The following is a 22,430-nucleotide window of genomic DNA, read 5'->3' on the forward strand; positions in this document are numbered from 1 at the left end:
TTTGGTCATGTGTGTGCCTCCTTGGATTGCGGTCTTCACCTAACGTAGAGCTAACCGGCGCTGCGCTGCTATATCGCGCAGCGTCCAGCGACTGAAAGGAGCGGGGTTGAGCGCCGGGTTAGATCTCATTTTTCTCCGTGCTGCTGTTTTCTAAGCAAGACGTGAATTGTGGCAAGGTAAAAGTAGAACATCCAACTCAACCACAGGCTCGCGTCATAGCTCGTTTTCTGTTGGTCGTTGTGATGCCGAATACCGAAATTATTGGCAAGGTTGAATAAATCCTTCTCGTCGGCAACTGTGAGAAGCGACTTTACTTGCGGCCGTAGGTATTCAAGAATGTCTGCTAGGTCACGAACAGCTTGCCGACGATCATCAATAGTTGAACCGTGCCTGCGGTAGCGAAGCACTGCGGCATCGATTCGACCGGAGATATTCTTGTCGGTTGAAGGAATGTCCGCGTCGAAAATTTTCTCGAATCCGGCCTCTGGCTTGAGTAAGACCTCCCCGATTGCCGCTAACTCAAATGGCTTCGAATAGTGACTGAGGACAGAATTAACCTTTTCCCGATATACAGCTTGGCCTTGGGCTTTATTGAAAGTCTCCCAATGCATGCCGCAGTTATCCCAATTGTGGTACGTACCATCAATTGGTTTTGACACATGCTGGTAGAGGAATTCGACAACATCGAAGAAGTCATCTTCGGCGTAATGTGGTCCCATCACATGGAGCGGCCAGAGTCCCTTTTTTCGGATGGAAAGGAGCATTTCAAGTTCGACATCACGAACAACTCCGTCGATATGACCTGCATCCACGCACTCGTATCCAAATGCCTCATGGAAATACCCGTCTTCACGCATCTGGTCGAAGACCCGAATGAAAAGGTCAACAACATCGGCTAGGGCCAATCCACTTAGATTTGGATTTGTACCTTGCCGTTGGGAGTAGTACGTATGCGTCATGGGTTGTGAAATCTAACGTAGAGGTGACCGGCGCTGCGCGGCGCTTTATCGCGCAGCGTCCAGCGTCCAGCGACCGTAGGGAGCGAGGTTGAGCGCAGTGTTGGGCATCATGTGCTCCGCATTCCTTTGATGCGGGATTTCAATGCAACAAGAGACTCTTTGGCCGCGAGGAAAGCGGCATTGAACTCAGACAACGCATCCTCCCGACGCTTGCGCATTAACTTCCCTGAGTTGGTCAGAACTTGAAGTTCGTAGTGGACTGTGCTGTCGTCTTCGGTTTTTCCAACCGAGATCACAGGATGAGAACCGGTATCGTGATGGGCGAAGGCGTTTCTCAATGCCATAACTTTGTGAAGTGCGTCTTGCTCCAATCTGAAGTCAAGCTCGTGGGCAATTGCTGCGGCGACCTTTACCTTTGCACCCATTGGCATTATTGAGCTATCCAGGATTACGTTCCAAAAGAACATGAATGGTTCCTTTCGGGGTTCGCAAAAGTCCTCAATGACTTGGTTCAGGATATTTTCAATGAGTGCTGCGCGGTCAACTACACGAACGAGGTCACTGTGCTCAGACATTTCTAGTAATCCTCAGCAGGATAAGTAGTTGATGTTGCCCAACGTAGAGCTAACCGGCGCTGCGCAGCTTTATCGCGCAGCGTCCAGAGAGCGAAGCAATTGAGGTTTACGTCATGGAGACCGCGCGCCCCGTAACCCTGATCGATCGAGTTCGCGAGACGATTCGCTACAAGCATTACAGTCTAAGAACCGAGCAGGATTATGTCGAGTGGATTCGCCGCTTTGTCCGTTATCACCAGCGGCGGCATCCGAAAGAGATGGGGGCGGATGAGGTTCGTGCCTTTCTCGGGCACCTGGCGGCTGACCTCAAGGTTGCCGCTGCAACGCACCAGCAGGCACTGTCTGCCCTGCTGTTTCTTTACCGAGAAGTTCTCGGCGTCACGCTACCCTGGCTGGATGATCTGGTCCGGCCAAAAAAACCGAAACGCCTGCCGGTCGTCTTGTCCCAGGCTGAAGTAAGGCGATTGCTGGAGAATCTCGTCGGCACCCACGCCTTGATGGCCCATTTACTTTATGGAGCGGGAATGCGACTGATGGAGTGCGTGCGCCTGCGCATCAAGGATGTTGATTTCGATCGGGGAGAAATACTGATTCGCGATGGCAAGGGGGCCAAGGATCGGGTCACGGTATTGCCCCAGTCCATGATTCCGGCATTGCGCAAGCATTTGCAGCGCGTGCCTCAGCTTTGGGAAGCTGACCGGTCAGCGGGACGGCAAGGCGTCTATTTGCCCGAAGCACTAGCCAGAAAATTTCCGAATGCACCCCGTGAGTAGGGATGGTTCTGGTGTTTCCCGGCCAGGGAGCTGTCAACCGATCCACGCACCGCCATTGAGCGGCGGCACCATACGCACGAACAGGCCCTGCAACGGGCCATCAAGCGCGCCCTGGTCGAGGCAGGAATTGCCAAGCCGGCCTCGACGCACACCTTGCGCCATTCCTTCGCGACCCACCTGCTGCAAAGCGGCTACGACATCCGCACGGTGCAGGAATTGCTGGGTCACTCGGATGTCTCGACTACCATGATCTACACGCATGTAATGAATCGTGGCGGTCGTGGCGTTGTCAGTCCGGCTGACGCCCTGGCGGCAGAGCATTACGTCGTCCCCGCCGGGGCGTAAGCCGGGGGATTTAGAAAACTTCGTCGCCCATCCCGGCCAGCGCGGCATCGCCGGCTTTGACCGTCTCGGCAAAAGCCGCGGCCTGCGGCAACAACTGGTCGGCATAGAAGCGGGCGGTGGCGATCTTGGCGCGGTAGAAGGCCTGGTCGCCCTCGCCCGTCTCTAGATAGCCGGCTGCCGCCAGTGCCGCTTTGCCCATGAACCAGCCACCACAGACGGTAACCGCCAGATGCAGGTAGGGAACGGCGGCGGTCAGCGCGCCGGAAAGGCCGCTCTTGGCGTTGGCGGCGAGCCATTCGGTGGCGCCCGTCCAGGCTTGCAGGCTGGCCCCGAGGCGCAGGCCGATGGCTTGCAGTTCCGGGCGTGAAGAAGCGAGCAGCGCCTTGGCCGTGGCATGGACTTCGCCGAAGACGATGCGGGCGGTGGCGCCCTGGTCGCGCATCAGTTTGCGGAACAGCAGGTCGTTGGCCTGGATGCCGGTCGTGCCTTCGTAGATGGTGGTGATCCGCGAGTCGCGCCAGTGCTGGGCGGCACCGGTTTCCTCGATGAAGCCCATGCCGCCGTAGATCTGGATGCCGAGCGAGGTGACGTCGATGCCCATTTCGGTGCCGCCGCCCTTGACGATGGGGATCATGAATTCGGCGAGATAGAGAGCGTTCTTGCGGGCCTCGGCGTCGGGCAGGCCGTGGGCGCGGTCGAGCAGGCCGGAGGTGTAGTAGGTAACGGCGCGGCAGGCTTCGACGCGGCACTTCATGAGCATGAGCATGCGGCGGATATCGGGGTGCTTGTCGAGGGTGACCAGCGCTTCACCGGTGATCGCATCACGCCCCTGCTTGCATTCGCGGGCGTAGCCCAGGGCCTGCTGGTAGGCCCGTTCGCCGAGCGCGATGCCCTGCAGGCCGACGCCGAGGCGGGCTTCGTTCATCATGATGAACATGTATTCGAGGCCGCGGTTCGGCTCGCCGAGCAGGTAGCCGACGGCGCCGCCGTTGTCGCCATAGGACATGACACAAGTAGGACTGGCGTGGATGCCGAGCTTGTGTTCGATTGAGACGCAGTGCGCGTCGTTGCGCGCACCGAGCGAGCCGTCGGCATTGACCAGGAATTTGGGCACCAGGAACATCGAGATGCCCTTCACCCCGGCCGGCGCATCGGGCAGGCGGGCGAGCACGAGGTGGACGATGTTGTCCGTCATGTCGTGGTCGCCGTAGGTGATGAAGATCTTCTGGCCGAAGACGCGGTAGCTGCCGTCGGCCTGTGGCTCAGCACGGGAGCGGATCAGGGCCAGATCGGAGCCGGCCTGCGGCTCGGTCAGGTTCATGGTGCCGGTCCATTTGCCGGTGACCATCTTTTCCAGATAGATCGCCTTCAGTTCGTCGCTAGCGCAGGTCAGCAGCGCCTCGACGGCGCCGGTGGTGAGCAAGGGGCCGAGCGAGAAGGACAGATTGGCCGAGCAGACCATCTCCTTGACGGCGATGGCCAGCGTGTCGGGCAGGCCCTGGCCGCCGAACTCGGTCGGCGAGGCGATGCCGTTCCAACCGGCATTGCGGAAGGCCTTGTAGGCTTCCTTCCAGCCGGTCGGGGTGGTGACGCCACCGGCGGTAAGCTTGCAGCCTTCCTGGTCGCCGATCCGGTTGAGCGGGGCCAGCACCTCGCCGGAGAATTTGGCCGCTTCGTCGAGAATGGCGTCGGCGAGGTCCGGGGTTGCTTCTTCATAACCGACGATCTGGCTGAGCTCCTTGAAGCCGGCCAGTTCGTCCATCACAAAACGCATGTCTTTTACGGGCGCACGGTAGTCGCTCATGTTTGCTGTCTCCTTTGGTCTTTTTGTCAGAATGGGTTGCTGCACAACGCCGCCTTGGCGGTGCAGTATTCGTCCTTCAGGCGGGCGACCAGGGCAGCTGCCGGCAGGACCTCGTCGATGTTGCCGACGCCCTGCCCGGCCCCCCAGATATCCTTCCAGGCCTTGGCGGCCGTGGCGCCGCCAAAGTTCATCGCGGTCTTGTCCTTGTCCGGCAGGTTGTCGGGGTCGAGTCCGGCGGCGAGGATGCTCTTCTTCAGGTAGTTGCCGTGCACGCCGGTGAAATACGGGGTGTAGACGACATCGGCTGCGGCCGAGTCGAGAATGGCCTGCTTGTAGGTTTCGGCGGCATGCGCTTCGTGGGTGGCGATGAAGCGCGTGCCGATGTAGGCGAAATCGGCGCCCATCGCCTGCGCGGCGAGGATGGCGCTGCCGTTGGCGATGGCGCCGGAGAGCGCGATCGGGCCGTCGTAGAACTTGCGGATTTCGCCGACCAGCGCGAAGGGGCTGAGCATGCCGGCATGGCCACCGGCCCCGGCGCAGACCAGGATCAGGCCATCGACGCCGGCCTCCAGCGCCTTTTCAGCATGGCGCACGCTGATCACGTCGTGGAAGACTTGGCCGCCGTAGGCATGGACGTGCGGCACGATCTCGTTCGGGGCGCGCAGGCTGGTGATGATCAGCGGCACCTGGTGCTGCACGCAGAGCGCCATGTCGTGCTCGAGGCGCTCGTTCGACTGGTGGATGATCTGGTTGACCGCGAACGGCGCCGCCTTCGGGTCGGCGGCCAGTTCGGTCTTGATCCGGGTCAGCCATTCGTCGAGCATTTCCTTGGGGCGGGCGTTGAGCGCCGGGAAGGAGCCGATGACGCCGCTCTTGCACTGGGCGATGACGAGGTCGGGATTGGAGACGATGAACATCGGCGCACAGATCACCGGCAGCGTCAGGTTCTTGTTCAGTGATGCAGGAATCGGCATTACGCCCCCTCTTTCAGTGCGCGACGCAGGATCTTGCCGACATTGGTGCGCGGCAGGTCGTCGCGGAATTCGACATGCTTGGGAATCTTGTAGCCGGTCAGCAGGCCGCGGCAGTGCTCAATCAGCATGCGCTCGGTGACGCTCGGGTCCTTGCGCACCACGAAGATCTTCACCGCCTCGCCGGAATGCTCGTCGGCAACGCCGATCGCTGCCACGTCGCGCACTCCGGGATGCATGGCGACTGCCTCTTCGACTTCGTTGGGATAGACGTTGAAGCCCGAGACCAGAATCATGTCCTTCTTGCGGTCGACCAGGAAAACATAACCCTGCGGATCGACGTAGCCCATGTCGCCGGTGCGCAGGAAGCCGTCCGGGTGGAAAGCGTTCTCGGTTTCGCCCGGACGCTGCCAGTAGCCCTTCATGACCTGCGGCCCGCGAATACAGATTTCGCCGACCTGGGTCAGCGGCACTTCGGCCCCGACATCGTCGCGGATCGAAATTTCGGTCGAGGAAATCGGCAGGCCGATGGCGCCGTTGAAGGCCTTCATGTCGAGCGGATTGATGGTCGCCGCCGGCGAGGTCTCGGTCAGGCCGTAAGCCTGCAAGAGCGCGTTACCGGTCACCTTCTGCCAGCGATCGGCAACCGGTCCCTGCACCGCCATGCCGCCGCCCAGTGTGACGTTCATGGTCGAGAAATCGAGCTTCTCGAATTCCGGATTGTTGAGCAGCGCATTGAACAGCGTGTTGACCCCGGTCACCACGGTCACCGGATACTTGGCCCATTCCTTGATGAAACCCGGAATGTCGCGCGGATTGGCGATCAGCAGGTTGCGGGCGCCGATCATCAGGAAGGTCAGGCAGTTCGCGGTCAGCGCGAAGATGTGATACAGCGGCAGCGCGGTGATGATGAATTCCTGGCCATCGCGCACCACCGGCTTGATCCAGGCATGGGCCTGCATCACGTTGGCGGCGATGTTGGCATGGGTCAGCATCGCGCCCTTGGATATGCCGGTCGTGCCCCGGTGTATTGCAGGAAGGCGACATCGTCATGGTCCAGCGCCACCGGCTGCCAACCATGCCGCCGCCCGGTCGCCAGCGCCGACTTGAAGCCGATGGCCCCGGGAATCTTCCAGGCCGGGACCAGCTTCTTGACGTGGCGGACGACCAGATTGACCAGCATGCCCTTCAAGGCGCCGAGCATCTCGCCCATCGGCGTGACCACGACATGCTTGATTGCCGTGTGGGCGATCACCTGGTCCAGCGTATGCGCGAAGTTCTCGACGATGACGATGGCCACCGCCCCCGAGTCCTTCAACTGGTGTTCCAGTTCGCGCGGGGTATAGAGCGGGTTGCAATTGACCACGACGCAGCCGGCGCGCAGGGTGCCGAACAGCGCCACCGGATATTGCAGCAGGTTGGGCATCATCAAGGCCACCCGATCGCCCTTTTTCAGGCCCAGCGACTGCAGCCAGCCGGCGAAAGCCTTGCTCTCCGCATCGAGCTGACCGTAGGTCATTTCGTGGTCCATGCTGAGGTAGGCCACCTTGTCGGCGAACCGGGTGCAGGCGGTCTCGAACAATGCGACCAGCGAGGGCACATTATCGATGCTGATTTCGGCTGGTACGCCTTGCGGGTAACTCTTGAGCCAGATCTTTTCCATTATTGTCTCCTCCTGTTATGCCCTAGCTGCCGAGCAGCGCCTTCTTCAACGAAGCGTCAGCCGGCTTGTCGCCCAGCCAGACCCTGAGCAACGCCTTGGCAAAATTCGCTCCCGCCACCTTGCCGCGGCTCTCGCCATTGAGGCTGACCCCGACGCCTTCGCTCGTGAAGTCGATGGCTATGCTATCGCCTTCGCGGACCTTGCCGATGCCTTTCATGATCGTCGCCAGTTGGTCGGCCTGCGGCTTTAGCTCGGCCAGCTCGGCCGGCGTGAGGTTGTTTTTCAGGCCGTCGTCGAGCGCGCCATGTAGCGACTCCGCATCCATGTCGCGCAACATGCGCATCACCATCCGGCGCGGCGCCGTGCTGTCATAGACGCCGGCCGGCATCGTCGATTTCTGGCCGACGTAGAGCGCGCCGACATAAACCTTGATGAACAGCTTGCTGCGCAGCCCGGCGCCATTGAGCACCAGCTCGCTGCCCCCGACCTTCAGTTTCTCCTCGACCTTGACTCCGGCCACCTCGGCCGCCTGCAGGCCGGGCACCGCGATCAGGGCGGCAATCAAGACCACCCGGCGCACACTATGCGATGTAATCATTTGTCTCCTCCACCGGCTTTTTGTCGGTAATAGTTTTTTTCGGCTATATAGACCGTGCGTTCGACCACAGCATGCACGATGCCTTGCCTGTCCTTCAATTCGACCAGATAAGTCCGCTCAAGCTCCGGATTTTCATCCAGCGCCTGCCTGATTGCCGTCACCTCCTCCGCACTGAGCACGAAATCGGCATACAGCGTCGACATGCCGGGCTTGCGGTAACGGATGCTCGCCGCCTTGTCCCAGACGATGAAGCCATCGCCGAGCGCCGCCATCAGCATCATCGGGTGCGCCCCGTCGGTAATCGCGAACAGCGAACCGCCGTAAAGCGAACCGACGATGTTCTTGGTCTTCCAATTCAGCGGCAGGCGGATGCGGATATGACGCAAGTCCTTGGCGACATGGACCACCCGGCCGCCCGTGCCGCGAAAGGCGGGATGGAGGTTGAACCCCATCCGCACCATGCGCGCCCGCCAGGATGGCGAAAGCTTGGCCAGCCAGGCGGGTTTCATGGCTTACAGGACTTCAATGATGCCGGCCGCCCCCATGCCGGTGCCGATGCACATGGTCACCATGCCGTACTTGCCGCCGGTCCGTTTCAGACCATGGACGACGGTGGCGATCCGGATGGCGCCGGTGGCACCGAGCGGATGGCCGAGGGCGATGGCGCCGCCAAGCGGATTGACCTTGGCCGGATTGATATCGAGCTCCTGCATCACGGCAATCGACTGCGCGGCGAAGGCTTCGTTGAGTTCGATCCAGTCGAGGTCAGCCTGCTTGATGCCGACCTGGGCCAGCACCTTGGGAATCGCGGCGATCGGGCCGATGCCCATGATCTCCGGCGCCACACCGCCGACCGCGTAGCCAGCGAAGCGGGCAAGCGGAGTCAGGTTGTGTTCGCGCAGCACCTTCTCCGAAACCAGCATCACGGCACCGGCCCCGTCGGACATCTGCGAGGAATTGCCGGCAGTGACCGAGCCACGGGCATGGAACACCGGCTTTAGCTTGGCCAGCTTGTCGAGCGCGGAATCGGGGCGCGGGCCTTCGTCGGTATCGGCGATCCGCTCGCGGATGCGAATCTCGCCGGAAGCCAGGTCAGGCAGGCTTTCGCGGATGGTGTAAGGGGAAATCTCGGCCTTGAAATGACCGGCCGCAATGGCTGCACAAGCCCGGCGGTGCGACTCGACGGCGAAGGCATCCTGCGCCTCGCGGCTGACCTGCCACTGGCTGGCGACTTTCTCGGCGGTCAGGCCCATGCCGTAGGCGATGCCGATGTTTTCCTCCTTGGCGAAGATGGCCGGGTTCATCGACATCTTGTTGCCCATGATCTGCGGCATGACGCTCATCGACTCGGTGCCGGCGGCGATCATCACATCGGCCAGGCCGAGGCGAATCTGGTTGGCGGCATCGGCCACCGCCTGCACCCCGGAGGAGCAGAAGCGGTTGATCGTGATGCCCGGTACGGTAATCGGCAGCCCGGCCAGCAAGAGTCCGATGCGGGCGACGTTCATGCCCTGCTCGGCTTCCGGCATGGCGCAGCCGACGATGACGTCGCCGATGCGCGCCGGATCGATGCCCGGCACCTGGGCGACGACGGCCTTGATGACGTGGGCCAGCATGTCGTCCGGCCGCACGTTCTTGAACATGCCATTCTTCTTGGCCACCGGCAGACGGGTGGCGGCGACGATGTAAGCGTCTTGTATCTGTTTGCTCATTTGTTTTGTCTCCTCGACCCGATTAGTTACGCAAAGGCTTGCCGGTATCCAGCGTGTGCTTGATCCGGGCCTGGGTTTCGGGGATTTTCAGCAGTTCGACGAACAGCCGGCGCTCGACGGTAATCAGCCATTCCTCATCGACTAGGCTGCCGGTTTCGACCTCACCACCGCACAGGGCGATGGCGGCCGACTTGGCGACCTTGTAGTCGTGGGCGGAAATCATGCCGCCTTCCTTCATGTTCACCAGCATCATCTCGAAGGTCGCGATACCGTTTTTGCCGGCCACCGGAATGGCGCGCGGCATCAAGGGCGGCGCGTAGCCGGCATCGGCCAGGGCGCGGGCTTCCTTGATGGCGACAAACAGCAGCTCGTTGGCGTTGAACAGGATGGTGTCGGTCGGCTTGGCGAAGCCGTAATCGACCGCCTCGACGGCGCTCTTGGCGACCTTGGCCATGGCGATGGTCATGAACACCGGCTGCAGGAAGTTGAACACTTCGCCCGGTGTTGCCGACTGGGCGGCCCAGTCGGCGGCGCGCACGGCGAATTCCTTGCAGCCGCCACCGGCCGGGATCAGGCCGACCCCGGCTTCGACGAGGCCGATATAGCTTTCCAGGGCCATCACCCGTTTGGCGGCATGCATCACGAACTCGCAACCGCCGCCCAGGGCCATGCCCTGCACCGCAGCGACGGTCGGCACCTGAGCATATTTCAGGGTCTGCGAGGCGCGCTGGAACTTCTCGACGGTAGCCTCCAGTTCCTCGAACTGGCCGGCGGCGATGGCCTCGGTCACCTGGGCCAGGTTGGCCCCGACGGCGAACGGCGCCTCGTGCCAGATCACCACGCCATCGAGCGTCTGCTCGGCCTGACGGACGGCAGCGATCATGCCGTCGAGCACCTCGTTGCCGATGGTGTGCATCTTGGACTTCACGGAAATGATGCCGATCCCGGCATCGACTGCCGGCAGTGTCCATAGGCGAACACCGTCGTTCTCATAGAGCGTCTCGCCGGATTTTTCCGGCGTCGAGGCGCCCTCACCGAGCACGGTCTCCGGGAAAATCTGCCGTTGGTAGACCGGCAGGTTCGAGCGGTCGATATAGCGCTGCTCGCGCGCCGACCACGAACCGAACGGCGTATGCACGCCGGTGCGGCCGGCTTCCAGCGCCCACTCCGGCAAGGGCGTGGCGCTCATCGCCTTGCCGGCGGCGATGTCGGCGGCGACCGCCTGCGCGATCTCGCCCCAGCCGGCGGCCTGCCAGGTTTCGAACGGGCCCTGCGCCCAGCCGAAGCCCCAGCGCATGGCGAAGTCGAGATCGCGGGCATTGTCGGCGACGTTTTCGAGCTGAACGGCGGCGTAATGGAAGATGTCGCGGAAGATGGCCCACAGGAACTGGGCTTGCGGGTGGGCGAAAGCGCGCAGCGCGGCGAACTTCTCGGCCGGATTGCGGTTTTTCAGGATGGCGGCGACTTCGTCGGCAATCTCGCCGGCCGAGGTACGGTAATCCTGCTGGCCCAGGTCGAGTACCTGGATTTCCTTGCCCTGCTTGCGGAAGATGCCGCAGCGCGTCTTCTGGCCGAGCGCACCTTTGCCGATCAGCGCCTGCAGCCAGACCGGGCTGGTGAAGTACGGGTGCCACGGGTCGTTGGGCAACGTGTCCTGCATGGTCTTCACGACATGGGCCAGCGTATCGAGACCGACGACGTCGGCAGTCCGGTAGGTGGCGCTCTTTGGACGGCCGATCTTCGGCCCGGTCAGCGCATCGACTTCATCGAAGCCGAGGCCGAAGGCGGCCGTGTGATGCATGACCGCCAGGATCGAAAAGACGCCGATGCGGTTGGCCACGAAATTCGGGGTATCGAGCGCCCGGATGACGCCCTTGCCGAGGCGCGAGGTCAGCCAGGTTTCGAGCGCATCGAGCGTGCCGGCGTCGGTGCTTTGCGTACCGATGATCTCGACCAGATGCATGTAGCGCGGCGGGTTGAAAAAATGGATGCCGCAGAAGCGCGGCCGGACAGCGGCCGGCAGGCCTTCGGCCAGCGTATTGATCGACAGGCCCGAGGTATTGGAAGCGACCACGGTGTTGGCGCCGAGATGCGGCGCGATCTTGGCATAGAGGTCGTTCTTCCAGTCCATACGTTCGGCGATGGCTTCGATCACCAGATCGCAGTCGGCGAGCAGCGGCAGGTGCTCGTCGTAGTTGGCGGCATCGATGAACTTCAGCTTGTCCTTGTTGGCCAGCGGTGCCGGGTCCAGCTTCTTGAGGCCGTCGAGGGCCTTCCTGACGACACCGTTCTTGTCTCCTTCTTTCGCCGGCAGGTCGAACAACACGACCGGCACGTTGGCGTTGGCGAGGTGCGCAGCAATTTGCGCCCCCATCACGCCGGCGCCGAGCACGGCGGCTTTCTTCACGATCAGCTTGTTCAAGCGAGTCTCCTTTATGTGTCTTTGTGCACTTCGTTCAAATAAAACGAACGTTTGAATTATAGGTCAGCCATGCCAATGGTCAACTATTTTTTAGATCAATTTCAAAAAAAATCCCCGGGCTAGCCGGGGACAAAATGACGCAAGGAATTCGGTACTTAGAAGGACATCGAGACTTGCGTACCCAACAGCCAGGCGCTGTCGCTGTAAGTCCCCTTAACCAGGCCACGGGCCGGGCGCTGGTCATTGTTGATATCTGCATCCTTAACATAGAGATAGGCGCCACCCAGGTCCACTGTGATGTTTTTCGCCGACTTCCACTGCAGGCCGAGGCTGAACCAGGTGCGATCGTTGTCCGGGAGGGAAACCAGGCGATGCTCGGCATCCTTGACCGGCGTCTGGTCATAGGCGATCCCCGCCTTGAGCTTGATCGAATCGTTCAGCTTGTAATTCGCACCGACTGCGAATCGCCAGGTATCGCGGAAATCGGTATCGAGGGTTTGCAGCAGCGTGCCGGAACTACGATAGATATCGACCTTCGGAATGCTGCTCCACCCCGTCCAGGAGATGTCGCCAAGCACTTCCACACGGTCGCCGATGCCTTGCGAAACGCTCAGAATGAACGTATCCGGCAAGGTAATCTTGGCGTTAGCCCCGCCGGAAGACGTGGGCGTCGCAGCCGGTCCGGAAACCGACACGTCGCCACTGGTTTCGTATTTCACCTTGGAACGGTATGAAAAGCCGACTTTGGTTTGCGGTGCAAGCGTCAGCAGGCCGCCGACATTCCATCCCCAGGCCGAATCATCGAGCTTCAGGGTCGCCGTGGTTAAACAGCCGGCGCCAAAAGGCAGCGTACAGGTGGTCGCACCCGGATTGGCCGACACTGCGGCGGTCCGCACATATTTGGCGTCGATCCTTTGCCAGTTCAAACCTGCCCCCACGGACAACCACTCATTGGCGCGCCACGCCACCGAAGGATTCAGGTTAACCGTCTTGATTTCGAAACTGCGCGACTGCGCGGCACCGATCCAGGAGTCGTCATAGTCGGTTTTCAGGCCGAATGGCGCACCAATTCCGAGACCGACATAGACATCCTTCGCCACGCCCCACGAAAGGTAGGCATTGGGAATAAAACCCAGCGCGCCACCATTACCGCCGTCACCGGTCAATCCGGGACTCACCGAGCCGCTGTTCGAGAATTCGAAGTTGGTCTTGACCGCGACGATGCCGCCGGAAACCTGAAGCCCTTGCAACTGGGTCATCCCGGCCGGGTTATAGAAGATCGTGCTGGCATTTTCTGCGACAGCGGCGGAGCCGGCGCCGGCGTTGCCGAGGCCACTGGCATTCTGCTCTCCCAGCAACTGGAAGCCGGCAGCCGCCGCACTCCCGGAAAAAGCAACCGCAATCAGCGCCGGAATCAGGCGCGGGGTGATGATTTTTTGCATAGGTTTGTCTCCAGTTATGTTTTATTTGGGATATTTCCCGTTACTGCTGCTCGAATTAAATCTCAAACACGCGTTTGAAATGCTGTTTCATTTGCACTAATTCAAACGTTTGTTGGAAATAAACAACAACTCTTTATTGCCTGCTACGAAAGTTGAGCGGCCCTCCGGTAAATGGGGCAAAGCCGGTGCCAAATATTACACCGGCATCTGCCAGATCGGCATCGGCCACCATGCCATCGGCAACCAGTTGCTCAACCCGATCGACCAGCGGCTTGACCAGGCGCTCAGCCAGCCCCGGGGGAATTGATCCCGGCGCGCCCTTACCGGCCTTGCCTTCCGACCAGCCATAAAAGCCCTGCCCCGATTTCTTGCCCAACTGGCCTTTTTCGACGCGGGACAGCAGGCAGCACGGCGCTTCGGAGCCGCCGGCCAGTTCCTTGCCGGCCGCCATGGCGATATCGAGGCCAACTGTATCGATCAGTTCGATCGGCCCCATCGGCATGCCGAAGGCGAGCATTGCCTCGTCGACGGTTTCGGGGGCAACACCCTCGTCGACCGCCCGCATGGCTTCCAGCATGTAAGGCGCCAGCACGGCATTGACCAGAAAGCCCGGGGCGCTCCTCACCGGCAGCGGCAGCTTGTCGATCTGGCGGACGAAGGCGCAGGCCACCTGCACGCAGGCCCGGTCGGCCCCATCGGCCTCGACCACCTCGACCAGCGGCATCATGGCCACCGGGTTGAAGAAATGAATGCCGACCAAGCGCTCGGGCTGGTTCAGTACCGTACGCAAGTCCTCGAGGCGCAGGCTGGAGGTATTGGTCGCCAGTAGCGCCCCCGGCTTCAGCTTCGGCTCAAGGCCGCGCAACAGCGCGTGCTTGGCTTCGAGGTTTTCAAAAATGGCCTCGATGACGACATCGGCATGCGCCACGCCATCGCCGTTCACATCCGGAATCAGCCGATCGAAGGCCGCCCGCGCCTTGAGCGGGTCGCGCAGACGCTTCGCAAACAACTGCTGCGCCCGCTGCAAGGCCGGGGCGATGCGCTCCAGGCCTTGATCCTGCAGCGTCACCGTCATGCCGCGCAGTGCGCACCAGGCGGCGATGTCGCCACCCATCACGCCGGCACCAATGACGTGGACGCGCCCGGCCTTGAAATCCGATTCCTTGCCAAAGCCCTTCAGACGCTCCTGCAGGAAGAAGACGCGGACCAGGTTGCGCGCGGTCGGCGAGTTGATGATGCGATCGACCAGGGCCGGCGCGGTCAGCGCATTGCCTTGGTGCTGCGCCCATATATCGATGATCGCGTAAGGCGCCGGGTAATGCTCCGGCCGCGCCTTGCGGGCAACCTGCTTGCGGGCACCGTTGGCGACGATGCTTTTCAGTGAGCCGTTGAGCAGGCGTTGCATCAGCGGCAATGGCCGGCGCGGCTGGCCGGAGAGCACCAGTTGCCGGGCGGCGGATTCCATGACCCGCGGCGGCACACAGGCGTCGGCCAGCCCCAGGCGTTTGGCGCGTTGGGCGTCGATCGTCTTGCCGGTCAACATCATGTCCAGCGCCGCCGTCGGGCCGACCCGTTGCGGCAGCCGCAACATGCCGCCCCAGCCCGGAAAGATGCCGAGCATCACTTCCGGCAGGCCGAGGCGGGTGCCCGGCTCATCGACCGCCAGCAGGTAACGGCAGGCCAGCGCCAGTTCCAGGCCGCCACCCAGGCAGTGGCCACGAACCAGGGCCAGCGTCGGATAGGGCAGCGCCGCCAGGCGGTTGAACAAGTCCCAGCCACGGCGGATCTGGGCATTGACCATCGCCGCGCCCTCGATCGAGCGGTATTCGTTGAGGTCGGCACCGGCGATGAAACCGGTCGCCTTGCCCGAGCGGATAATCAAAGCCTGCGGCGGATTGGCATCAAGCTGATCGAGCAGTTCACCGAATTCGGCGAACACTTTCGCCGAGAGCGAGTTGGCGGATTCGCCGGCCTTGTCCAGGGTGGCGGTGGCGACGCCGGCGGCATCGCGCTCGAGGCGCCAGTGTTGCAGTTCGAGATTCATGTTGTTTTCCTTAGAACAGGCGCGGGCCGCTGGCGGCAAAGGCCAGCGACAGCGCACCCGGCCCGACATTGACGGCCGCGGTCTTGCTCATCGGCGAAATCAGGATTCCGACGCCCTGCTCCGTCGCCGCCTGGGCGAGCCGCGCGTAACCCGTCATTTGGCGGACTGCCGCCGGTTCGCCGCCATAGCTGATGCAGACGCAAGGCGCTTCCAGCCCGTCACGGACCCGCCGGGCGGCCCGCTCGAACAGTTGAGCGACACCAGCTTCGAAGCCGCGCACCTTGTCGACCGTGGTTGTCACGTCGCGGTGGCAGTGGAGGATCGGTTTGACGTCCAGCCACGAGCCGAGCGTGTAAGACCCCCAGCTCAGACTGGTATCGCCCTTCTTCGAGGCCCGCTTGTAGATGTGAAAAAGATCGGCCGGCACCAGATAGGTATGGGTCTGTTCGATCAGATGGACCAGGCGTTTGCCGATTTCGCTCGGCGTGCCGCCGGCCCGGATCAGCCGCACCGCTTCGGCCACCGGCACGGCCTGCCCGGTAAACAGGTTTTGCGTCGACAGCACGAGCAGACCGAAACGTTCCGCCACCCCGGCGGCGCGCCGCACCGCCTTGTACTTGCTCAGGATGGCGCGCGAGGCCTGCATTGCGTGGTTGAAGATCGGGCTGCGCGTACTGGTGATGGTCAGGCAAAAGACATAGTCATAGTCGAGCACCAGCCGTTCCAGGAAAAGCTGCTCGATCTGCTGCACCGAATAGGGAATCGACTCGGCAAAGTCATCGCCTTTCTTGTCCAGGTGCCGGGCGTAGAAGGCCTGGGTTTCTGCCGGATCGCGTCGGTCGTCGATCAGCAGCTCGCCGATGCGCAGCGTGATCGGCATGACCAGCACGTCATTTTCGACGAGGAAATCCCTCGGCAGGTCGCAAGCCGAATCGACCACAATTCCGATACGCATGGTCAGCCCGCCGTTTCGACCAGCATGGCGCCGCCCAGGCCGCCACCGATACAGATAGTCGCGATGCCGCGTTTGGCTTGCTGCCGGCGCAGCACGTGCAGAGCGTGCAACACGATGCGGGCACCGGAGGCACCGACCGGATGGCCGATCGCCACCGCCCCGCCATCGACGTTGAGCTTGGCGTCGTCCAAGGCGCCCAGAGCGCCCGGCAAGCCGAGCTGCTCGCGACAGTATTCATCCGATTGCCAGGCGGCCTGGCAGGCCAGGACCTGCGCCGCGAAGGCTTCATTGAGTTCCCAGGTATCGATGTCGTCGAGGCCCAGGCCATGCCGTTGCAGGATCGGCGTCGCCGCGTGCACCGGGCCAAGGCCCATCAGCGCCGGATCGAGGCCGGCCCACTGGCTGTCGACAATCTTGCCCAGCGGCTTGAGATTCCATTTGTGCACCGCTTCTTCCGAAGCCAGGATCAGCCAGGCGGCGCCATCGGTGATCTGCGAGCTATTGGCGGCGGTGATGTTGCCGTACTTCTTGTCGAAGAAGGGCTTGAGCTTGGCCATGCCGGCCAGGCTGGCATCGGCGCGTACGCCGTCGTCTTCGGCATAGACTTTGCCCTCGCCATCGACCAACGGCACGATCTCGCCGAAATGGCCGGCGGCTTGCCCGGCCAGCGCTCGCTGGTGGCTGCGCACGGCGAACTCGTCCATCTGCTGCCGACTGATGCCGAACTTCCAGGCCAGGTTCTCGGCCGTCTGGCCCATCAGGAGACCGACCACGGGGTCGGTCAGGCCCTTCATCAGGCCGATCACCGGGTTGAACAGCGCCGCCGGTTTGAGTTTCAGGAAATGCCCGAGCTTTTGCCCCGTGGTCTTCATCGCCATCATGCCGGCGAACCAGCGCACCATCGTGTCGGTGTACAACAGCGGCGCCCTTGACAGCGCATCGACGCCGCCGGCCAGCACCAGTTCGGAACGCCCGCACTGGATGTTGGCGATGGCCGAATCGAGCGCCTGCATGCCGGAGGCGCAGTTGCGCATCACCGTCCAGCCCGGCACCTTCTCGCCGCAACCGAGGCGCAGGGCGACCATGCGGCCGATATTGGTTTCATCGGGCGACGGTGCGGCGCAGCCGAGAATCACCTCGTCCAGATCGCTGGGCAGGAAGGGTTGGCGCAGCAACAGCGCCCGGCCCGCCTGGGTCGCCAGATCGGAAGCCGCGAACGGCCCCGGTCCCTTCTGCGCCTTGAGGAACGGCGTACGGGCGCCGTCGACTACATAAATCGGTTTCATCAGGCGGCCATCCGGCTTTCGGCCGGCTTGTTGGCCGTCGCCACGCCGTAGTCGAAGGGGAAATCATCGACATGGACGACGATGTCGCGCAGATGGTTGCGGCGCTTCATGACTTCGTACTCGGCCGCCGTGATGACCCCGCTCTCGACGGCGACGATGGCGATGTCGCGGACATTGGCCAGCGGATTGTCGTCGAAACGTCCATCCTTCTCGGCGGCGCGAATCTTGGCTTCGATGGCCTCGGCCTCGAGGGTTGCCATCAGCGCCAGTTCGATGGCACCGACCGGCTCGTTCTCGGTCAGCGGCAGGTAGCACTCGGCAGTCAGTCGGTCGCGGGTGGCCGACGGCGAGATCAGCGCCTTGGCGACCTGATGGCCGACCTCGTCGGAGGGCACGACATACGGATGCCCCCACGGGAAGATCGAGCGGTGCAGGAAGGCAGCGATGAAGCGCACCGGGAAGTTGGCGATCACGCCGTCGAAAGCCTGCTGCGCCTTGTACATTGCATCCCAGATCGCCCAGTGGGCGAGCGGCGCGTCTTCCGCCTTGCGGCCTTCGGCCTCGTAGCGCTTCAGCGTGCAGGAGATCAGGTACATCTGGGCCAGGATGTCGCCGAGACGGGCCGACAGCTTTTCGCGGCGTTTGACGCTGCCACCGAGCACGAGCAGCGAGATGTCGGCCATGAAGGCGAAGGCGGCCGAGAAGCGGCTCAACTGCTGGTAGTAGCGCTTCATCTCCGGCGCCGTATCGACATTGACGGCCGCGAAGTGCGAACCGGTCATGCCCATCCAGAGGGCGCGACAACCGTTCTTGATGGTGAAGCCAATATGGCCGAACAGCGCCTTGTCGAAATCGACCAGGCCTTTCCTGGTGTCCGGGTTCTGCGCCGCCTGCATTTCGGGCAGCAAATACGGATGGCAGCGGATCGCGCCCTGGCCGAAGATGATCAGCGAACGGGTCAGGATGTTGGCGCCTTCGACCGTGATGCCGATCGGCACCTGCTGGTAGGCACGGCCGAGGAAATTGGAGGGGCCGAGGCAGATGCCTTTCCCGCCGATGACATCCATGCCGTCATTGACCACCTGGCGGGCACGTTCGGTGACGTGGTATTTGGCGATAGCCGAGACCACCGAGGGCTTCTCGCCGAGATCGACGGCACCGGCCGTCATCTTGCGCACGGCATCCATCATGTAGGTGTAGGCGCCGATCCGGGTCAGCGCCTCCTCTACGCCCTCGAAGCGGCCGACCGCCATCTTGAACTGGCTGCGCACCCGGGCATAGCCGCCGACGGCGCGCGCCGTCATCTGCGCCATGCCGGTGTTCGACGAAGGCAGCGAGATCGAGCGCCCCGCCGCCAGGCACTCCATCAGCATGCGCCAGCCGTGGCCCGCCTTTTCCGGGCCGCCGATGATGAAGTCGAGCGGCATAAAAACATCCTTGCCGCGCGTCGGGCCGTTCATGAACATGGCGTTGAGCGGGAAGTGACGGCGGCCGGTATCGACGCCCGGATGGTCGTAGGGAACCAGGGCGCAGGTGATGCCGATATGCTTCTTCTTGCCGAGCAGGCCGTCGGGATCGTAGAGGTGGAAGGCCAGGCCGAACACCGTGCACACCGGGGCCAGCGTGATGTAGCGCTTGTCCCAACTGACCCGCATGCCGATGACTTCCTTGCCCTGCCACATACCCTTGCAGATGACCCCGCTATCCGGAATTGAGGCCGCATCGGAACCGGCCCACGGGCTGGTCAGCGCGAAGGCCGGCACCTCGATGCCCTTCGCCAGACGCGGCAGGTAGTGGTTCTTCTGGGCTTCGGTGCCGTAGTGCAGCAGCAGTTCGGCTGGGCCCAGCGAGTTGGGCACCATGACCGACACCGCCAGCGCCGAAGAACGCGTCGACAACCGGGTCACCACCTGCGAATGGGCATAGGCCGAGAATTCCAGACCGCCGTACTTCTTGGGGATGATCATGCCGAGGAAGCCTTTGTCCTTGATGTAGCGCCAGGCTTCATTCGGCAGGTCGTAGAGTTCGTGTGTGACTTTCCAGTCGTCGACCAAGCGACAGGCTTCCGCGCACTCGTGGTCGAGGAAGGACTGCTCTTCCGGCGTCAGCTTGGGCACCGGGTAGCCGTGCAGCTTCTGCCAGTCCGGCTTGCCGCGGAACAGTTCGCCTTCCCACCAGACGCTGCCGGCTTCGAGCGCATCGCGCTCGGTGTCCGACATCTGCGGCAGCACCTTACGGTAGGTGGAAAAAATGGGCCGGGTGATCAGGCTCCGGCGCAGCGGCCGGATCAGGACCAGCCCGGCCAAAGCCGCCAGAGCGGCAATACCCAGCAGAGGGATGAGGCTGTTGAACATGCTGTTGTCTCCTTTTATGTCTTTTTTGCTTTTGGTCGTTCATTTGCTACTGACTGCGCCCGGCACAACCATCCTTCAGGGCGCAGCATCCGAAAACTGGGGCAACGGCGCGCGCAGGCCGCCGAGCAGGAAGGACATCAGGCGCGGCACCAGGCGGTCGAGGCGATCCGTCGAATCCGCGTCCTCGATCTGCCAGTCGGTAACCAGGCGCAGCGCGTCGGTGCCGGCAATGGCGTAGGAGGTGGCGCCGAGCATGAAATGGAAGCGCCAGACGATCTCGGCCTTGGGCACCTCGGGCAGCGCGCGGAACAGCGCTTCCTTGTAGCGATCCATCACCGCCTGATATTCGTGGGCCAGAAAAGCGCGGATGAATTCCGAGGGCTCGGTCAGCGTCCGGCCGAGCAGGCGCAGGAAGGTGACCCCGCCGCGCTTTTCGTCGCCCGCCATGCGCAACAGCGTGCCGAAGAAGCCGTCGACGATCTGCGAAGGTTTCAGGGGCTTGTCGGCCGCCTCGGCTTCCATCTCGTTCAACACCCGCATCCGCTCCTCATTCAGCCAGTCCAGACGACGGCGGAACACCTCCTGCATCAGTGATTCCTTGGAACCGAAGTGATAATTCACGGCCGCCAGATTGACCCCGGCGTCACCGGTGATCTGGCGCATCGACGTCCCTTCGTAGCCGTGCGCCATGAACAGGTGCTCGGCAGCATCAAGAATGCGCTCGCGGGTATCGACAGATCGGACTTCAGCCATGATTGCTCCCTTGTAATTCATACGTTCGTTTTAATCATAGAAAAAAGCTTGGGGCAATGCAAGCGTTTTCTATCTTTGTGGAAATAACTGAATGAAAACCTGAGCGGAGGCGCTTGAGCCTGAATTCGACAAACTCGACCACTGGCTTCGCTCAGGCAATCGCGGTTCGCAATGCTCAAGCAGCCCGGGGGTGCTCGACCATTCGCGAAGGACGCGGCCTCCGGAAACAGGAGGACTTAAAGCGGTGGGCGAAGGATAGTTCGGCGGAGTCGGCTACTCGATCCACCGGAAAGGCGGTCGGCGACTATTCCAGAACGGAGATCAGTGGTGCCAGAAATGCCTGTTCATCCAGCGCCAAGGCATCGGCCCGCAACTGCAGGGTACGGGAGATATTGCGCAGCCGCCAACCGGTTTCATGGACGATGTGATAGACCTCGCCACAGAACGCGCCCTCGTCGCCAGGGGTGTAAGTTTGCAGCAGGGAATCCACTCCGGTGGCTCGTAGCGCCTTGCGCACGTTGTGGCAGACGTTACCGGCCATTTGCAGGAGGTCGTGCACCTTGCCCGAGGCACTCTGCAGGAGTTCAAGCACCTTCTGCTCGACCTGATCGAGCTTGAACACGACGTCGCGGGTCTGCTCATAGCAAGGCTGATCGCCATGGCCAAATGATTCAGCCAAATCCCGCAGCGACGTGCAGATGTAGGCCTTGAGCACCGGATTGAATTCTTCCGGGATGAGCCTGATGGCCAGTGTGGCCTGGTAGGCCGCCCCTTCGCCGCCCCGTTCGATGATCGCCGCCATGGCATCGGCGGCCGCCAGAATCGAGCCGATCGGTGAAATCTTCTCCTTGGTCAGCATGAAGGGATAGCCGCTGCCATCAAGCCGTTCATGATGCTGGCCGATGCCCTGGCCCACCTCTTCGCGCAGTTTGCCGATTTCCAGCGCCACCATATGGCTAACCTTCGGATGAACCGCCACCGAGGCCCATTCCTTGGCGGTCAACGGACGGTCAGCGTGCAGCAAATCCGGGTTCACGTACAGAACACCCAAATCATGCAATAGCGCAGCACTCAGCAACAGTTCGGTATCCATCGAGGAGAGTTGGGCATATGCCGCAAAACCGGCGCATAGCGCGATGGTGTGCAATTCGTGCGAATACTCATCGCCGCCACGATTGCCGTAGGCAGCGGCCAACAACAGCTTCAGGGCGCTCGGCAAGCGCACCAGGCGCAGATGTGACAAAGAGGCAAAGGCGGCCTTGCTGCTGGCCAGGTGACAGAGAATCGGGTTCGCCAGGATGATTTTTTGGCAGTCATCGGCCACATCGCCGGTGGTAATGCCATTCTCGACCTCAAGCGTCAGCTCAAGCGGCGTCCGCAACTTGCGGCTGGCCAGTCGCTCCTGCAGGCTCCCGGAAATCTTGCCCCCTTGGCCCACAGCTTCACTCCCTGACTGTCGTAGATATCGTCCGATGCGATCACATCGTTCGTTTCGGTCAATGCCATGATCTTGCCAAGGCAGTGATTGTTTACGCTATTGAATGCACTCATGAGACATCTGTTCAGTTGGTGTTGCTCGTTAGACACGGGGACACAACTGACAGAGAGTGAACGGTCAAGCACAGGGGAGTACTTGGCAGCCCCGCTATCTTTGACCTGATGGGGTCAGAGGACCGGTGGCTTTGCGTCCTCGCTTTTCAGTCGAGTTTGCCAGTACCCACACTACTTTAGTGGCAAATTGCCAGCTTGACAAATATCAAATTAGCCCACGATA

Annotated in this window: 15 protein-coding genes, 2 pseudogenes and 1 riboswitch; of the genes and pseudogenes, 1 reads left to right on the forward strand and 16 read right to left on the reverse strand. The window is 61.9% G+C overall.

Going from position 1 to position 22,430, the window contains the following annotated elements; genetic code table 11:
* Positions 1–125: 125 nt before the first annotated feature.
* Positions 126–959: a hypothetical protein gene (locus NQE15_RS17945; protein WP_265943295.1), complete on the reverse strand. Its 834-nt coding sequence runs from the start codon at positions 957–959 to the stop codon at positions 126–128.
* 107 nt (positions 960–1,066) lie between these two features.
* Positions 1,067–1,534 carry a hypothetical protein gene (locus tag NQE15_RS17950; protein WP_265943297.1) on the reverse strand — a complete coding sequence of 156 codons (468 nt, stop codon included), beginning with the start codon at positions 1,532–1,534 and terminating at the stop codon, positions 1,067–1,069.
* A gap of 113 nt (positions 1,535–1,647) precedes the next feature.
* On the opposite strand from NQE15_RS17950, the pseudogene NQE15_RS17955 reads away from it, so the two are divergent.
* Positions 1,648–2,652, forward strand: a pseudogene (locus tag NQE15_RS17955) (integron integrase).
* 10 nt (positions 2,653–2,662) lie between these two features.
* Here NQE15_RS17955 and NQE15_RS17960 read toward each other — a convergent pair.
* The 14 genes and pseudogenes from NQE15_RS17960 to NQE15_RS18025 form a co-directional block, all read right to left on the reverse strand.
* On the reverse strand, positions 2,663–4,456 hold the full coding sequence (locus NQE15_RS17960; RefSeq protein WP_265943299.1) for an acyl-CoA dehydrogenase C-terminal domain-containing protein: 1,794 nt from the start codon (positions 4,454–4,456) through the stop codon (positions 2,663–2,665).
* 26 nt (positions 4,457–4,482) lie between these two features.
* The gene (locus NQE15_RS17965) at positions 4,483–5,430 is read right to left on the reverse strand and encodes an NAD(P)H-dependent flavin oxidoreductase (protein WP_265943301.1); all 948 of its coding nucleotides are present in this window, start codon (positions 5,428–5,430) and stop codon (positions 4,483–4,485) included.
* Positions 5,430–7,090 (reverse strand): annotated as a pseudogene (locus NQE15_RS17970) (long-chain-fatty-acid--CoA ligase). The gene NQE15_RS17965 and the pseudogene NQE15_RS17970 overlap by 1 nt, the downstream one beginning before the upstream one ends.
* Before the next feature lie 22 nt (positions 7,091–7,112).
* Positions 7,113–7,688 (reverse strand): chalcone isomerase family protein, encoded by a 576-nt coding sequence (locus NQE15_RS17975; protein ID WP_265943304.1) that lies wholly within the window; start codon positions 7,686–7,688, stop codon positions 7,113–7,115.
* On the reverse strand, positions 7,685–8,197 hold the full coding sequence (locus tag NQE15_RS17980) for a DUF4442 domain-containing protein (RefSeq protein WP_265943306.1): 513 nt from the start codon (positions 8,195–8,197) through the stop codon (positions 7,685–7,687). Before NQE15_RS17980 ends, NQE15_RS17975 begins: the two co-directional genes overlap by 4 nt.
* A gap of 3 nt (positions 8,198–8,200) precedes the next feature.
* Positions 8,201–9,400: an acetyl-CoA C-acyltransferase gene (locus NQE15_RS17985; RefSeq protein WP_265943308.1), complete on the reverse strand. Its 1,200-nt coding sequence runs from the start codon at positions 9,398–9,400 to the stop codon at positions 8,201–8,203.
* A 22-nt stretch (positions 9,401–9,422) separates the two neighbouring features.
* The gene (locus NQE15_RS17990) at positions 9,423–11,822 is read right to left on the reverse strand and encodes a 3-hydroxyacyl-CoA dehydrogenase/enoyl-CoA hydratase family protein (protein ID WP_265943310.1); all 2,400 of its coding nucleotides are present in this window, start codon (positions 11,820–11,822) and stop codon (positions 9,423–9,425) included.
* 155 nt (positions 11,823–11,977) lie between these two features.
* Entirely contained in the window at positions 11,978–13,264 is a 1,287-nt protein-coding gene (locus NQE15_RS17995) for an OmpP1/FadL family transporter (RefSeq protein ID WP_265943312.1), read from the reverse strand.
* Between the two features lie 133 nt (positions 13,265–13,397).
* Positions 13,398–15,308 (reverse strand): 3-hydroxyacyl-CoA dehydrogenase NAD-binding domain-containing protein, encoded by a 1,911-nt coding sequence (locus tag NQE15_RS18000; RefSeq protein ID WP_265943314.1) that lies wholly within the window; start codon positions 15,306–15,308, stop codon positions 13,398–13,400.
* A gap of 10 nt (positions 15,309–15,318) precedes the next feature.
* The gene (locus NQE15_RS18005; RefSeq protein WP_265943316.1) at positions 15,319–16,263 is read right to left on the reverse strand and encodes a DegV family protein; all 945 of its coding nucleotides are present in this window, start codon (positions 16,261–16,263) and stop codon (positions 15,319–15,321) included.
* A 2-nt stretch (positions 16,264–16,265) separates the two neighbouring features.
* On the reverse strand, positions 16,266–17,549 hold the full coding sequence (locus NQE15_RS18010) for an acetyl-CoA C-acetyltransferase (protein ID WP_265943318.1): 1,284 nt from the start codon (positions 17,547–17,549) through the stop codon (positions 16,266–16,268).
* Positions 17,549–19,903: an acyl-CoA dehydrogenase gene (locus NQE15_RS18015; protein ID WP_265943320.1), complete on the reverse strand. Its 2,355-nt coding sequence runs from the start codon at positions 19,901–19,903 to the stop codon at positions 17,549–17,551. The genes NQE15_RS18010 and NQE15_RS18015 overlap by 1 nt, the downstream gene beginning before the upstream one ends.
* 75 nt (positions 19,904–19,978) lie before the next feature.
* A complete protein-coding gene (locus tag NQE15_RS18020) occupies positions 19,979–20,656 on the reverse strand; it encodes a TetR/AcrR family transcriptional regulator (RefSeq protein ID WP_265943322.1) in 678 nt (225 codons plus the stop codon).
* A gap of 304 nt (positions 20,657–20,960) precedes the next feature.
* The gene (locus NQE15_RS18025) at positions 20,961–22,094 is read right to left on the reverse strand and encodes an HD-GYP domain-containing protein (RefSeq protein ID WP_265943324.1); all 1,134 of its coding nucleotides are present in this window, start codon (positions 22,092–22,094) and stop codon (positions 20,961–20,963) included.
* A 194-nt stretch (positions 22,095–22,288) separates the two neighbouring features.
* Positions 22,289–22,378: riboswitch (cyclic di-GMP riboswitch) on the reverse strand.
* Positions 22,379–22,430 lie beyond the last annotated feature (52 nt).

It is taken from the genome of Dechloromonas sp. A34, assembly GCF_026261605.1.
Lineage (GTDB): Bacteria > Pseudomonadota > Gammaproteobacteria > Burkholderiales > Rhodocyclaceae > Azonexus.